The sequence below is a fragment of the Mycobacterium sp. MS1601 genome, assembly GCF_001984215.1.
Lineage (GTDB): Bacteria > Actinomycetota > Actinomycetes > Mycobacteriales > Mycobacteriaceae > Mycobacterium.
This window is the reverse complement of sequence record NZ_CP019420.1, coordinates 3,041,466-3,055,973: the sequence shown is the minus strand read 5'-3', so window position 1 is coordinate 3,055,973 and position 14,508 is coordinate 3,041,466. Positions and strand designations below refer to the sequence as shown.

The window sequence follows — 14,508 nt, the reverse complement described above, 5'->3', positions numbered from 1 at the left end:
GCCGGCAAACGTACCCGTCAGGGCTCCAGAACGAGCTTGCCCAGCACTCCCCCGTCAGCCAAGGCCTGCAGCGCCGTGGGCGCTTCGGACAGTGGGAAGCGTTGCGGCGCGGGCGGACGCAAACCGGCGGCCACCAGGTTGGCGATCCCGGCGCCCACTTCGGCCTGCGCGCCCGGCGTCTTGTTGACGAACTCGCCCCACCCGACGCCCAGCACCCCGACGTTGCGCAGCAGCAGCCGGTTCACCTTGATCGTCGGGATACCGCCCGCGGCGAAACCGATCACCAGCAGCCTGCCCTCGGTGGCGATCACCCGGATGGCGTCATCGAAGACCTCGCCACCCACCGGGTCCACCACCAGGTCGACACCCCGGCCGCCGGTCGCCTCGAGCACGGCGTCCTTCCACCCCTGCGCGAGGGGCAGCACCACGTCGGCCCCCAACGACGACACGAACTCGGCGGCATGCGGGCGGTGCACCATCGCAATCACCCTGGCGCCCAACGCCTTGGCCAATTGCACTGCGGCCGTGCCCACTCCGCCTGCCGAGCCGAGCACCAGCACCGTCTCGCCCACCCGCAGTCCGCCTCGGCGGGTCAGGGCAAAGTACATGGTGTAGTAGTTGCCCAGCAGGGCGGCGGCCTCGGCATCATCGACGCCGTCGGCGGTGGGCACTACCTTCTGTGCGGGCACAGCCACCTGCTCGGCGTAGCCGCCCAACATGGTGAATGCTGAAACTCGCTGCCCGACAACAAAATCAGACTCCGCAGGGGCCGCGCGCACCACACCGGCCACTTCCATGCCTGGAGTGAACGGTGGAGGCAGCTTGAGCTGGTACTCACCTCGGGCGAGAAGTAGATCCGGGAAGCACACGCCGGCGGCACGGACGTCGATCACCACGTTCCCGGGCCCACCGACGGCGTCGGGCACGTCCGTGAAGGACATGCCCGATGGGCCGGTGAGCTCGCTGACTACAACGGCTTTCACCGGAGGTTGAAGGCAGCGGCCTTGGCGGCCGACAGATCGGTGATCTCTGACCACTTGGCCGCGATGTCGTCGACCGACGGCGGCGCGGAGAAGGTGACGCCCTCGTTCTGGAACAGCGCGGTGCGCTGCACCTTTCCGCCGCCCACGATGAACACCGAATCCGTGTCGGGCAGTTCCTCGGTGCACAGGTAGGCCACCACCGGTGCGACGAACTCGGGGGTGAGGTTCTTGAGCACCTCGGGCGGCAGGATGTCCTCCGTCATCCGGGTGGCGGCAATGGGTGCAACGGCGTTGGTCTTGATGTTGTACTTGGCGCCCTCTTGGGCCAGCGTGTTGATCAACCCGACCAAACCCAGTTTGGCGGCACCGTAATTGGCCTGGCCGAAGTTGCCGAACAGCCCGCTGGTGGAGGTGGCCACGACCACGCGACCGAAGCTCTGCTCACGGAAGTGCGGCCAGGCTGCGCGGATCACGTTGTAACCGCCGTACAGATGCACCTTGAGAACGGAATCCCAGTTCTCGTAAGTCATCTTGTGGAAGGTGCCGTCACGCAGGATGCCCGCGTTGCTCACCACACCGTCGATCTTTCCGAACGCGTCGAGGGCGGTCTTGATGATGTTCTCGGCGCCCTCGGGCTCGGCCACGGAGTCATAGTTGGCCACGGCGCGGCCACCGGCCGCCTTGATCTCGTCGACCACCTGGTCGGCCATCGCCGACCCGGAGCCGGTGCCGTCACGCGCACCGCCGAGGTCATTGACCACCACCGAGGCGCCTTCGCGGGCCAGCGTCAGCGCGTACTCGCGCCCCAGACCTCCACCGGCACCGGTGACGACGACAACACGATCTGCAACTCCGGGCATGTGTTTCCTTCCTAAGACCGACTCAGAAGATCTTGCGAGCCAACTTCCACGCCTTCTCTGTATACGGGGGGTAGATCAGCGCCGATACGTCGGGTCGGGTCGGCTTGGTCAGCACCGCCTTACGGTGGCTGAACTCATCGAAGCCGAACTTGCCGTGGTAGGCGCCCATACCGGACGGGCCGACGCCGCCGAATGGCAGCTTGGCGGTTGCAAATTGGAAGATGAGGTGGTTGACCAGCATGCCGCCCGAAGACACCTGGGTGATCACGGCTTCACGGATGGACTTCGACCCGGTGAACAGATAGGTGGCCAGCGGCTTGGGTCGCGAGTTCACGAAAGTGATTGCCTCATCCACGGATTCGACGGTGACCACCGGCAGGATCGGGCCGAAGATCTCGTCGCGCATGAGCGGTTCATCCAGATCGGGGTCCACCACCACCGTGGGCTGGATACGCAGCGATCCGGCGTCGGTGCCGCCGCCCACGGCAACAACGCCTTTGGTGGCCGCCAGCGCCGTGGCCAGCCGGTCGAAGTGGCGCTGGTTGACGATCCGCTTGCCGCCCGTGGAGTTCTCGGCCTCGAATTCGGCGACCGCCTCGCCCAGCTTGTCCACCAGCCGGTCGCGGATGGAGGCCTCGGCCAGGATGTAGTCCGGAGCGATGCAGATCTGTCCGGAATTGATCAGCTTGGTCCAGGCGATCCGCTTGGCGGCGACGTCGATATCGGCGTCAGCGGCCACGATCACCGGACTCTTACCGCCCAGTTCCAGCGTGACCGGGGTGAGATGTGGCGCTGCGCCTTCGTAGACGCGGCGGCCGATCTCGGTGCCCCGGTGAAGCACAGTTTGTCGAAGCCCTGGGCTATCAGTTCCTGACTGACCGCACCGTCCCCTTCGATGACGACGACGGCTTCGTTGTCCAGGTATCTGGGTACGAGTTCGGCCATCAGGGCCGACGACGCCGGGGCCACTTCCGACGGTTTGAGCACCACGGCGTTGCCCGCGGCGATGGCACCGATGGCCGGGCCCAGGGTCAGGGCGAACGGGAAGTTCCAGGCACCGATGACGAGCACTGTGCCGTAGGGCTCGTACTCCACCCAGCCGCGGCCGGGCAGCTGTGCAAACTCGAGCAGACGGTGTTTGCGTCTGGTCCACTTGCCGACGTTCTTGGCGGCGTTGGCGGCTTCACTGGCGGTGCTGGCGACGTCGGCCAGCCACGACTCGAAAGGTGAACGATCAAGGTCGGCGGCCAGGGCCTCGGCGATCCGGCCCTCGTTCTCGGTCATCAGCTTCTCGATGGCGGTGAGCTGGGTGCGTCGCCATTCCACGGACCTGGTGCGTCCGGAGGCGAACACCGAACGGACGCCCGCAACCGCCGCAGCGACGTCCGCGGCGGCGGTGGGTGGCGCTACGGAATCTGTGGTCATGGTTGCCCTCCCTGGCGCGACGAAAGCCTCATGTTAACCAACCATCTGGTTGGGCGACAGGGGGCGGCGCAGGGTCGTCAGGCGCGTTCGGCGGTGACGAACTTGGAGAAGGAATCGGTGTCCTCGCGCAACGGCACGTCGACCCAGCGGTCCAGCCGCTTCATCTCGTCCTGCGATTCGACGGAGGTGGCGCGCCACCCGTGTGCGTTCAGCCAGTCCGCCAGATCGGCGCGATCGGGTTCGTCGTAGGTGAGGTCTGCAAGGTCGGGCATCTCGGGCATCCCGATCTTGCTGGCCACCCTGGCGAACCGCTCGCGCATCTCTTCACGACGGTCAGCGGTCTGCGTGCGCATGGTCTCAGCGGCGATACGGCTGCCCGCGGCGCTGAGTGCACCGATGTTCTCGAACAACCGATCCTGCGCCTCGGCGGGCAGATACATCAGCAGGCCCTCGGCCAGCCAGGCCGTGGGAACGGCAGGATCGAAGCCGGCTGCCTTCAAGGCGGTCGGCCAGTCCCGGCGCAGGTCCACCGCCACCTCATACCGGTCGGCGGCCGCGGCGACCCCGTGCTGAGCCAGCGTCTCGGCCTTGTACTGCAGCACCAACGGCTGGTCGATCTCGAAGACCCGACTGCCTTCGGGCCAGTCCAGGCGGTAGGCGCGCGAGTCCAGACCCGAAGCCAGGATGACGAACTGGCGGATGCCGGCCGCCGCTGCGTCGGCGAAAAACGCGTCGAAGAAGTGCGTCCGCACAGCCTGGTAGTGCCGCATGCTGGTGAACATCGCCGCCATCTCGGCGTCGACATCGGCCAGCTTGGCAGTCAGTTCACTGTCCAGGACGCCCTCCCAGATGCCGGTGCCGGCACCGGCCACCAGGATGCGCGCATACGGGTCGCGGATCAGCGGGTCCGGCTGGTCGGTCTCGAAGGCACGGGCGGCGGCCACCATGACAGCGGTGCTACCCACGCTGGTCGCGATGTCCCAGGTGTCATCGTCACTGCGCAATGCGCTCATCGGGGAGGTCCTCGATCACCGGCCGGCCGACTGCCGACGTTCGGCCGCCATCCTACCCAGACAACTTAGGCGGCCTAGCTGTTGGCTGCCTGTGCTCGGCAGCTCAGGCTTGCAGCTCCCATAGCTGATGTCGCAGAAGCAGTTTCAGCTGATCGGTGATGCGCTCCAAACCGTCGTGATCACCGACGAATCCGGCGTAGAACCCCATGCCCCACAGCACCGCGACCAGCATCTCCACCAGTGACGGCACATCGGTGTCGGTGCGCAGTTCCCCGGACTTGATGGATTCGTTGACCGCCCACCGCACGAACTGCCGCGAGGTCTCCAGCGAGTCGTTCTTGGCCTGGTTCAGTTCGGGATGGCGCTGTGACTCCAACACCGCGGTGACCAGGAAGGCGGCCGCGGAGCGGTCCTTGTCGTCGGCCCGGATGGCGGCTTCGACGAACGCCACCAGTCGGTCCACCAGTGAGCCGGCCGCTTGCGCGCGGTCGGCACCGGCGGTCACGACCATGCTGTTGGTCTGCTCCACCAATTCCTGGTACAGCACGCGCTTGCTGGCGAAGTAATGATTGATCGCGGGCCTGGTGAGGTCGGCCCGGATGGCAATCGCCTGAAAGGTGGCGGCGTCATAACCGAGTTCGCTGAACACTTGCCGCGCCGCTTGCAGAATTCGCTCCCGGGTTTCAGCAGCCTTCGCTGCCGGCGGACGACCCGGACCCCTACTTGCTGTATGCGGCACGGTCAAATTGTGCCACAAGTCACGGCTTGACTTTTTTGAAAATGGCGCAAGCATGCCGGCGCGCCGATCTTGATCGTCAATGATTACCCCTTGCGGTTTCATCCTCCGCCCCGACCAGCCGATTGTGTCATCGGCTGCTGACCGCTGCCAACAGGACCGTGGTCCGCGGCACGCCGTCATCGAAACGTCATATTTTTGCTGAGACGGAGTCTACAGATCCGTAAATAACGTGTACTGCGCAATCGTTCGCCGAAACCCGCCTTGGCAACGAAAATCGCAGCCAACTGCCAAGCCGGACTATTGAATTTGCCAGAAGATTTGGCGGCTGTGAACTGGCGGGCAAATCGCGACTAAGGGTATTTTGACGGCGGGGATTTATGGCGACGGCTGTAACCAGAAAATAATATATTCAAATTGGGTGCCGAGGTGCTCGACGATCTGGGATATGGCGGCCTCGCCCACCCCGATGTCGGCAACCGGCTGCTCGTCGGGTGACGAGCAGCGCTACCTGCCCCGGGATCGCGACGCCTTCACCTTGCTGACCGAACACCAGTTCCGTCGTGCCCTGCTCCGAGGTGGCCTCGCGGTCGCCTCGGACTGAGCCTCTACGGTTAGAACCATGGTGACGCCCGGCATGCTGTTGCGCCGGGGGCTCGACCGGATCGAGAATCGCGACCCCGAACTGGACGCGTTCCGGCGGGCCGCCCGCGCTGCCATGGTCATCCCGGTCTCAGCCGGGCTGGGCTTCGCCTTCGGCGACGGCCAGACGCCGTTGTTCGCGATTTTCGGCTCCATCGCGCTGCTGATCGTGGTGGATTTCCCCGGCAACCGGGCGGGTCGAGCCGTCTCCTACGCCGGCCTGGCCGGCCTCGGTGTCGTGCTGATCACGCTCGGCACTCTGGTGGCACCGAATCCGTGGTTGGCGGTGGCCACCATGTTCATCCTTGGCGTTGCGGTCACGTTCGCCGGCGTGCTCAGCACGTCCATTGCCGCAGGTCAACGCGCCACCCTACTGACTTTCGTACTGCCCGCCTGCACACCGGCGGGTGCGGTGGGCGAGCGACTGCTCGGCTGGTGCATCGCATTGGCGGTGTGCGTGCCCGCCGCGCTGTTCCTGCTGCCACCTCGCCACCACGACGAACTCCGGCGGCACGCCGCCCGGGTGTGCGGCGCGCTGGCGCATCACCTCGAAGGGCATGAGGACAGCCGCGCGGTGAACCGCGCGATGAACGCGTTGTGGGCCAACTACGTCGGCAGCGATTTCCGGCCCGTCGGCCTGACCGCGGGCAGCAGAGCACTGGTGCGCGTGATCGACGACCTCGAATGGCTCTGCGACCGGGTGCACGACGAGACCGCCGCCAGCCTGGGGGTGATGACCGAGCCCGCGGTGCGGGTACTGCGGGCCTCGGCGCGGCTGCTGCGCATCGCCCGGGTCGCCGACCGGGCCCCGGCCCGCGCCGAACTCGACGAGGCCCTGGCCGACCTGCGCGAAGTGGCGCAGGGTCGTTACCGCGAGGACATCGCCGAGCTGCTCGACGGGGCAGACGACGCCGAAGCCGTCGAGATCGGCCGACGACTGCTGACCCGGCGCACGTTCGGGGCCACCGTGGGCGCCACCGGCCGGGTGATCGCCGCGGCCGCGGCCGCCGATGCCCGACCGGTGTTGATGCGCGTGCTGGGCCGCCAGCTCCCGGACACGGGAGCCTCCGCCCGGGTGCTCTCGGAGGCCCAGGCCGTCGCGACGATCCCTTCGGGGTACGTCGCCACCCGGGCCGTCGTCGTCCGCAACAGCCTGCGCACCGGCCTGGGCCTGGCGTTGGCGGTGGCCACCACCCACGTCTTCCCCGTGGAACACGGTTTCTGGGTGGTGCTGGCCGCCATGTCGGTGCTGCGCAGCAGCGCTTTGACCACCGGCACCAGGGTATTCCGCGCGGTCGCGGGCACCGTGCTGGGATTTGTGCTGGGTGCGGTGCTCATCGAGCTGATCGGCGTCGACCCCTGGGTGCTGTGGCCAGTGCTACCCCTGGTCGCCTTCGTGGCCGCCTACGTGCCGGAGGTGGCCTCGTTCGCGGCCGGGCAGGCGGCCTTCACGATGCTGGTGCTGATCGTGTTCAACCTGATCGCGCCCAGCGGCTGGGCGGTCGGGCTGGTGCGCATCGAGGACATCTTGGTGGGCGGCGCAGTCGGCTTCGTGGTGTCGATCCTGCTGTGGCCGCGAGGTTCCGGCAAGGCGGTCACCGCTGCGTGTGACTCGGCGTTTCTGGTCGGCACCCGTTATCTGCAGGCCGCGGTCTCGCGGATCACCCACGGGACGTCCAGCACGGCCGTGACCGAGCTGTCCTACCAGGCTCTGACCGCCGCCAGAACCGTCGATGACGGCGTGCGCCAGTATCTTTCGGAAAGCGGCGGACCCACCGACACTCGGGGCCCGGTGGTGCGCCGGGCCAACCGGGCGATCAGGTTGCGCATCGCCGCCGACCTCATCGCCGACATTCCCACGCTGCCCGAGGCCGGGGCCTACCCCCGCGCCAGGGCAGTGCTCGACCGGCACACCGCGGTGGTGTGCGACCGGATGTCCGGTCGCACCGATCGGGCCATCGCCGCCGAGCCCCTGACCGCCGACTTCGTCCTGGCGCTGCGCGCCGAAGCACCCGCCGAACGCCATCCCGTCGCCGACGCCCTGCCGCTGGTGACCGTAGCCGCCAATCTCGGCGAGCTGGAGTTGCTCTACCCGGTGTCGCGTGAAGAGATGATGGGCGCTAAACCCGGTGCGGCATCAGAGCATTCGGCGGGATGACGCCGAACCTACCTGCGTTGTAGTCCTCCAGCGCCTGGATCAGCTCGGCCTTGGAGTTCATCACGAAAGGGCCGTACTGGAAGACCGGCTCCCGGATGGGCTTGCCGCCGAGCAGCAGCACCTCCAGTGCCGGTCGATTGGCGTCCTGCCCGGCATCGGCGGCGACGCTGATGCGATCACCAGGGCCCAGCACGGCCAGTTGGCCCTGCTGGATCGGATTGCGGACGGGGCCGACGGTCCCGCGCCCGCTCAGGATGTAGACCAGTGCGTTGAAGTCGCGGTTCCACGGCAGGTTCAACTCGGCGCCGGGCTCGATGGTGGCGTGCGCCAGCGTGATCGGCGTGTGCGTCGAACCAGGACCGGAGTGCCCGTCGATCGAACCGGCGATGATCCGGACCAGCGCGCCACCGTCGGCCGACGACAGCAGCGCGGCTTCGGCACCTTCGATGGACTGGTATTTGGGAGCGGCGAACTTGTCCTTCTTCGGCAGGTTCACCCAGAGCTGGATTCCGTGGAACACCCCGCCGCTCTCGACGAGCTCGGCGGGCGGGGTCTCGATGTGCAGGATGCCGGAACCCGCTGTCATCCACTGGGTGGCGCCGTCGGCAATGAGTCCGCCGCCGCCGTGGGAGTCCTGGTGGGCGAAGCGGCCGTCGATCATGTAGGTGACCGTCTCGAACCCGCGGTGCGGGTGCCAGTCGGTACCGCGCGGTTCACCCGGCTGGTATTCAACCTCCCCCATCTGGTCCATGTGGACAAACGGGTCCAGGTCCACGGCCCGGGCACCGGCGAAAGCCCGTACGACGGGAAAGCCCTCACCTTCGTAGCCGCGGGGACCGGTGGTGAGTGAGCGGACCGGTCGTTCGGTCTCGTTGGCCGCCGCCGCCCCGATCCGGGGCAGGGTCAGCATGGTGGGTGTGTCAACGGTGATAGCTGGCATCTGAGCACCTCACTTGGGTTCGATTGCGATGCCCACTACAACCGGACCAAGGTCCGATTATTCCCCGGGTCAGCCCAACATGTCGAGGGCGGCCACCCGGGCCTGGGCCGCACTGGCTGTACACAGCACCGCCGCGGCGGCCTCGGCGCACTGCGCCAGCGTCACGGTCGAGAGCTTGGCGCCCACCGCCCGGACCGCTGCCGACGCCGCGGACAACGAGGTGACACCCATTCCGGTCAGCACACACGCCAGCAGCGGGTCGGCCGCGGCCTCTCCGCACACCCCGACCGGCTTACCCACGGCTGCACCGGCTTTCGCGGCCATCGCAACCAACGTCAGGACGCCGGGCTGCCAGGGGTCGGTGAGCGTGGCCAATTCGGCGGACATCCGGTCGGCGGCCATCGTGTACTGCGCCAGGTCGTTGGTGCCGATCGACAGGAAGTCGACATGAGCCAGGATGCGATCGGCCAGCAACGCCGCCGCAGGCACTTCGATCATCACCCCCGGCGTCAGGCCGTGAGCCCTGACCCGCTCGGCGAACGTCCTGGCCTCTTCCGGGGTGGCGATCATGGGAGCCATCACCCACGGGGAGCTGCCGGTGCGGCCCGCCGCCACGGCGATGGCCTCGAGTTGGTTCTCCAACAGCTCGGGATTGCCCGCCGCGATGCGGATGCCGCGTACGCCCAACGCGGGGTTGGCCTCGTCGGCATGGCCGGCGAAGCGCAGTGGCTTGTCCGAACCCGCGTCGAGCGTGCGGATCACCACCTTGCGCCCGGGGAACGCCTCCAGCACTTCGGCGTAGATCCGGGCCTGCTCCTCCACCGTCGGCTCGGTGTCCCGGTTCAGGAAGCACAGTTCGGTGCGGAACAGCCCGATTCCCTCGGCGGGTACCTCGGTGGCGGCCCGCGCCGCGGCGCCGTCCTGCACGTTGGCCAGCACGGCCACCGGGTGCCCGTCGCTGGTGGCACCGGGTCCGACCCAGCCGGCAGTGGCTGCCGCCGCAGCCGCCGCCCGTTGCACCTGAGCACGGGCGTCATCGGGGTCGGGGTCGATCACCACGGTGCCGCGGGTGCCGTCGATCAGGACGGCGGAGCCGGTGTCGACGTCGTCCAGGCCGGCGACCGCCACCACACACGGAATGCCGAGCTGCCGGGCGATGATCGCGGTGTGGCTGGTGGGCCCGCCCAGAGTGGTGGCCAGTCCGATGATGAGGTCCGGATCCAGCCCGGCTGTGTCGGCGGGCGCGAGGTCCTCAGCACACAGGATGGACGGGACATCCGGCACCGGGACTCCCGGTTCGGCCAAACCGCTCAGCTCGGCAACCACCCGGTCGCGGATGTCGCGCAGATCGGTGACCCGTTCGGCCATCAGCCCGCCCATCTGGGTGAACAGATCGGTGAACTGAGCGGCAGCCTCGACAGTGGCCCGCACCGCGGGCATGCCCTGATTGATCCGCTTCTCGGCCGCTCCCAGCCAGGCCCGGTCCTGGGCCAACATGGCGGTGGCCGCCAGCACCTCCGACGCCGCGCCGGTGGCGCGCGCCGCGCGGTCCTTCAACCGTTGCGCAACGGCCGCTGCCGCGGCACCGAACCGGCCGACTTCGGCCTGACGATCGGCCTCGGCCAGCTCCGGGCCGGCGGGCGACGTGTCGACACGAACCGCCCGGCCAGGCCGGATGACGGGCGCGTACCGGACACCGGGCACCACCGGAACACCCTGCAGGACGGTCACTTCCCGGCTGAGTGACACAGGGGCAGATGAACGGGTCATGTGAACTAGATTACAACTTTCTCTTGACAAGTCAACACAGTCAAGCGTAAAACAACACATATCAACAACAAATCCAAGTCATTCCCACATCTAGGGAGCACTGTGTACCCCGAAGAACGTCAACAAGCCATCGCCTCGCTGGTGATGACCCGGGGCCGCGCTTCGGTCGCCGAGTTGGCCGAGGTGTACGCGGTCACCACCGAAACAGTGCGCCGCGACCTCGCCGTCTTGGACCGCGCCGGCCTGCTGCGCCGCGTGCACGGCGGAGCGGTCCCCACGCGCGCCCTGCACGTCGTGGAATCCGGCGTGGCCGAACGGGAAAGCACCAGAACCGGCCACAAGGACACCATCGCCCACGCTGCCACCGACTTCTTCCCCACCAGCGGTGCCAGCGTCCTGTTCGACGCGGGCACCACCACCGCTCGCGTGGCTGCGCTGCTGCCCACCGATCAAGAGCTGACCGTCGTCACCAACTCCGTGCCGATCGCCGCGCGGGTGGCCGGGTCCGCCTCGGTGTCCCTGCAACTGCTGGGCGGACGGGTCCGCGGCCTCACCCAGGCAGCGGTGGGCGAGCAGGTACTGCGGGTGCTGGACACTCTGCGAGTCGACATCGCCTTCATCGGCACCAACGGCATCAGCGCCGCCCACGGGCTGTCCACCCCGGACAGCGAGGAGGCCGCCGTCAAGCGAGCCATGGTGCGCTGCGCCAATTACGTTGTGGTGGTCAGTGATTCATCGAAGATCGGCCGGGAGGAGTTCGTCAGCTTCGCCGCCATCAGCGAGGTGGACGCCCTGGTCACCGATGACGAGATCACCGACGACGCCAAGGCGGCGCTCACCGAACTGGGCATCGAGGTGGTGGTCGCATGATCGTCACCGTCACCCCCAACCCCAGCGTCGACCGCACCGTCACCCTGCCCTCCCCGTTGACCCGTGGCGCGGTGCACCGCATCACCGCGGTGTCCTCCGAACCGGGCGGCAAGGGCGTCAACGTCGCCCGTGCTCTCACCCTCGCAGGGCTGGACGCACTGGCCGTGCTGCCTGCCGCCCTCAGTGATCCCTTCGTCACCGCACTGTCGGCCACCGGCGTCCCGTTCGCGACGGTCCCGGTGTCCAGCGCCGTGCGCACCAACCTCGCCATCACCGAAAGCGACGGCACCACAACCAAACTCAACGAACGCGGCGCCGCCCTGGATGCCGCCTCCCTGACTGCGCTCACCGACACCGTGGTGCAACGCGCCGCGTCCGCCGAATGGGTGGTGCTGTCAGGCTCACTTCCGCCCGGCGCTCCGGACGGCTGGTACGCCGACATCGTGGCCGCCTTGTGTGACCTGCCCTGCCGCGTGGCCGTGGACACCTCCGATGCTCCGCTGCTCGCGCTGGCAGCCCGGTTCGCCGAAGCAGCTCCCGATCTGATCAAGCCCAACAGCGACGAGTTGGCCAGCCTGGCCGGCCGCTCGGCCGCCGAACTCGAAGACGACCCGGACGCTGTGGTCGCGGCCGCGGGAACACTGATCGAGCGCGGCGTTGGTGCCGTACTGGCGACGTTGGGTTCCGCGGGCGCGGTGCTGGTCAACGCCGCCGGCGCCTGGCTCGCGACACCACCACCCATTACTGTCCGGAGCACCGTCGGCGCCGGTGACTCCGCTCTGGCCGGATACGTGCGCGCCGATGCCGCCGGGGACGAAGCTCCCCGGCGCCTACAGATGGCGGTCGCCTACGGCAGTGCCGCCGCTGCCTTGCCGGGCTCTGCCCTGCCCCGTCCCACCGACCTCGATCTGGACAGGGTCCGCGTCGTCTCGATGATCCCGAAGACGCCGAAGACCCCGAACTTGATCTGACGCGCTCAACAACCCCGACAAAGGTGCCCGACATGACCCACTCCATTCACCCTGCTTCGATCACCGAGAGCGAGCTGGTCCTGCTCGACGTCAACGCAGGAGCCGACAAAGAGGCCGTGATCTCCCGGCTGGCCGCGCAGGTGGCCGCGGCAGGACGCTCCCACGACCCCGACGGACTCCGTGACGCCGCCATGGCCCGCGAGGCACAGTCGGCAACCGGTCTACCCGGCGGCATCGCCATCCCGCACTGCCGGTCCCCGCACGTCGACACCGCCACCATCGCATTCGCCCGCCTCGCACCGAAAGTGGACTTCGGCGCCCCGGACGGCCCCGCCGATCTGGTGTTCCTCATCGCGGCCCCGAATCCGGCGGCTCCGAGCACATGAAGCTGCTCTCCAGCCTGGCCCGGGCGCTGGTACGCCCCGATTTCGTCGCCTCACTGCGCAGCGCCTCCTCCGCCGACGAGGTGGTGGCACTGGTCGAGGACGTGGTGAATCCCGCTCCCGCACCGGTGGTTCCGCCGGTACCCGAGCCCGAAGCCACGGCCTCGAGGTCGATCGTCGCCATCACCGCCTGCCCCACCGGTATCGCCCACACGTACATGGCTGCCGACTCGCTGGCGGCGGCAGCCTCCCGCGCCGGGGTGAACTTCACCGTCGAGACGCAGGGCTCCTCAGGCAGCACCCCGATGTCGGCGGCCACCATCGCCGCCGCCGATGCTGTCATCTTCGCCACCGACGTCGGTGTCAAAGACCGGCAACGGTTTGCCGGTAAACCCGTCATCGCCTCCGGTGTCAAACGTGCCATCAACGAACCGGACGCCATGATCGCCGACGCCCTGGCCGCGGCCGACGATCCCAAGGCAGCCCGGGTCGAAGGGTCAGCTGCCGCAACCACATCGGCGTCTTCGGGCTCCAGTGGCTCGGTGGGCTGGGGCACCAGGACCCGCCAGATCCTGCTCACGGGCGTCAGCTACATGATCCCGTTCGTCGCCGCCGGCGGTCTGCTGATCGCGCTGGGCTTCCTGTTCGCCGGTTACGAGATCGCCAACACCCCCGAGGGTGGCAGCCAGTCGTTCGGCAACATGTACGCGCTGCAGAACTCCCTGACCAACCTGCCACCTGGCGGGCTGACGCAGTACATCGGCGCGGTGCTGTTCACCCTCGGCGGCCTGGCCTTCGGCTTCCTGGTGCCCGCCCTGGCCGGCTACATCGCCTTCGCGATCGCGGACCGGCCCGGTATCGCACCGGGTTTCACCGCAGGCGCGGTCGCAGTGTTCGTGGGCGGCGGCTTCATCGGCGGCATCGTCGCCGGTGTGATGGCCGGTTTCGCGGCGCTGTGGATCAGTCGGATCAACGTGCCCAAGTGGTTCCGCGGCCTGATGCCGGTGGTGATCATCCCGCTGTTCGCGTCGCTGATCATGGGTCTGCTGATGTTCTTCCTGGTCGGTCGTCCGTTGGCCTGGGTCAACACCAGCCTCACCGAATGGCTGAGCAGCATGTCGGGTACCTCCGCCGTGGTGCTGGGCGTGATCCTGGGCCTGATGATGTGCTTCGACCTCGGCGGCCCGGTGAACAAGGCGGCATACGCGTTCGCCACCGCCGGACTGGCCGCCGCCACCACCGCGTCGTTCACCATCATGGCCGCGGTGATGGCAGCCGGTATGGTGCCGCCGCTGGCGATGGCACTGGCTTCGGCGGTGCGGCCCGGCCTGTTCACCGAGCCCGAACGTGAGAACGGCCGCGCCGCTTGGCTTCTGGGTGCATCGTTCATCTCCGAGGGCGCCATTCCGTTCGCCGCCGCCGACCCGCTGCGGGTGATCCCGTCGATGATGTTGGGCGGCGCCGTGACCGGCGCCCTGAGCATGGCGCTGGACGTGCAGTGCCGCGCTCCCCACGGTGGCATCTTCGTCCTGTTCGCCATCGACAACAAGCTCGGCTTCCTCATCTCGCTAGTGGCGGGCACGCTGGTGGCCGCAGCCGCGGTGACCGCCGCCAAGCAGTTCCTGGGCGCCAAGCCCAAAGTCGAGGACCCCGCCCTCGTCACGGCCTGATTCCGAGGCTGGCGAGGCACGAGCCAGCCGAAGGAGATCAGGGCCTACAGTCTGATCCATCGGGCCCAAACCACCTCTAAGGAGAAC

10 protein-coding genes and 2 pseudogenes are annotated in these 14,508 nt (G+C 68.0%); 5 read left to right on the top strand and 7 right to left on the bottom strand.

Annotation, left to right across the window (positions count from 1 at the left end; translation table 11 throughout):
- Positions 1-17: 17 nt before the first annotated feature.
- The 5 genes and pseudogenes from BVC93_RS14910 to BVC93_RS14890 all read right to left on the bottom strand — a co-directional run bounded on the left by BVC93_RS14910 (position 18) and on the right by BVC93_RS14890 (position 5,020).
- Positions 18-983, bottom strand: a complete 966-nt coding sequence (locus BVC93_RS14910) for an NADPH:quinone oxidoreductase family protein (RefSeq protein ID WP_083738140.1) — start codon at positions 981-983, stop codon at positions 18-20.
- Positions 980-1,843: an SDR family oxidoreductase gene (locus BVC93_RS14905; RefSeq protein ID WP_083738139.1), complete on the bottom strand. Its 864-nt coding sequence runs from the start codon at positions 1,841-1,843 to the stop codon at positions 980-982. The genes BVC93_RS14910 and BVC93_RS14905 overlap by 4 nt, the downstream gene beginning before the upstream one ends.
- A 22-nt stretch (positions 1,844-1,865) precedes the next feature.
- Positions 1,866-3,268 (bottom strand): annotated as a pseudogene (locus BVC93_RS14900) (aldehyde dehydrogenase family protein).
- 77 nt (positions 3,269-3,345) lie between these two features.
- Complete coding sequence (locus BVC93_RS14895) at positions 3,346-4,281, bottom strand: SAM-dependent methyltransferase (protein ID WP_083738138.1); 936 nt, start codon at positions 4,279-4,281, stop codon at positions 3,346-3,348.
- Positions 4,282-4,384: 103 nt separating this feature from the next.
- Positions 4,385-5,020 (bottom strand): TetR/AcrR family transcriptional regulator, encoded by a 636-nt coding sequence (locus BVC93_RS14890; protein ID WP_083738137.1) that lies wholly within the window; start codon positions 5,018-5,020, stop codon positions 4,385-4,387.
- A gap of 445 nt (positions 5,021-5,465) precedes the next feature.
- On the opposite strand from BVC93_RS14890, the gene BVC93_RS33115 reads away from it, so the two are divergent.
- Both BVC93_RS33115 and BVC93_RS14885 read left to right on the top strand, forming a co-directional pair.
- A complete protein-coding gene (locus BVC93_RS33115) occupies positions 5,466-5,621 on the top strand; it encodes a hypothetical protein (RefSeq protein ID WP_157516931.1) in 156 nt (51 codons plus the stop codon).
- Between the two features lie 18 nt (positions 5,622-5,639).
- Positions 5,640-7,817, top strand: coding sequence for an FUSC family protein (locus tag BVC93_RS14885; RefSeq protein ID WP_083738136.1), 2,178 nt, complete (start codon positions 5,640-5,642; stop codon positions 7,815-7,817).
- On the opposite strand, the gene BVC93_RS14880 is transcribed toward BVC93_RS14885, so the two are convergent.
- Both BVC93_RS14880 and BVC93_RS14875 read right to left on the bottom strand, forming a co-directional pair.
- Positions 7,780-8,757, bottom strand: a complete 978-nt coding sequence (locus tag BVC93_RS14880; protein WP_083738135.1) for a pirin family protein — start codon at positions 8,755-8,757, stop codon at positions 7,780-7,782. The two genes, BVC93_RS14885 and BVC93_RS14880, sit on opposite strands and share 38 nt — an antisense overlap.
- Before the next feature lie 69 nt (positions 8,758-8,826).
- Positions 8,827-10,527, bottom strand: a complete 1,701-nt coding sequence (locus BVC93_RS14875; RefSeq protein ID WP_442929054.1) for a phosphoenolpyruvate--protein phosphotransferase — start codon at positions 10,525-10,527, stop codon at positions 8,827-8,829.
- A 102-nt stretch (positions 10,528-10,629) separates the two neighbouring features.
- On the opposite strand from BVC93_RS14875, the gene BVC93_RS14870 reads away from it, so the two are divergent.
- The 3 genes and pseudogenes from BVC93_RS14870 to BVC93_RS14860 all read left to right on the top strand — a co-directional run bounded on the left by BVC93_RS14870 (position 10,630) and on the right by BVC93_RS14860 (position 14,421).
- Positions 10,630-11,397, top strand: a complete 768-nt coding sequence (locus BVC93_RS14870; protein ID WP_083738133.1) for a DeoR/GlpR family DNA-binding transcription regulator — start codon at positions 10,630-10,632, stop codon at positions 11,395-11,397.
- Positions 11,394-12,368: a 1-phosphofructokinase family hexose kinase gene (locus tag BVC93_RS14865; RefSeq protein ID WP_083738132.1), complete on the top strand. Its 975-nt coding sequence runs from the start codon at positions 11,394-11,396 to the stop codon at positions 12,366-12,368. Before BVC93_RS14870 ends, BVC93_RS14865 begins: the two co-directional genes overlap by 4 nt.
- Before the next feature lie 32 nt (positions 12,369-12,400).
- A pseudogene (locus BVC93_RS14860) lies at positions 12,401-14,421 on the top strand (PTS fructose transporter subunit IIABC).
- Positions 14,422-14,508 lie beyond the last annotated feature (87 nt).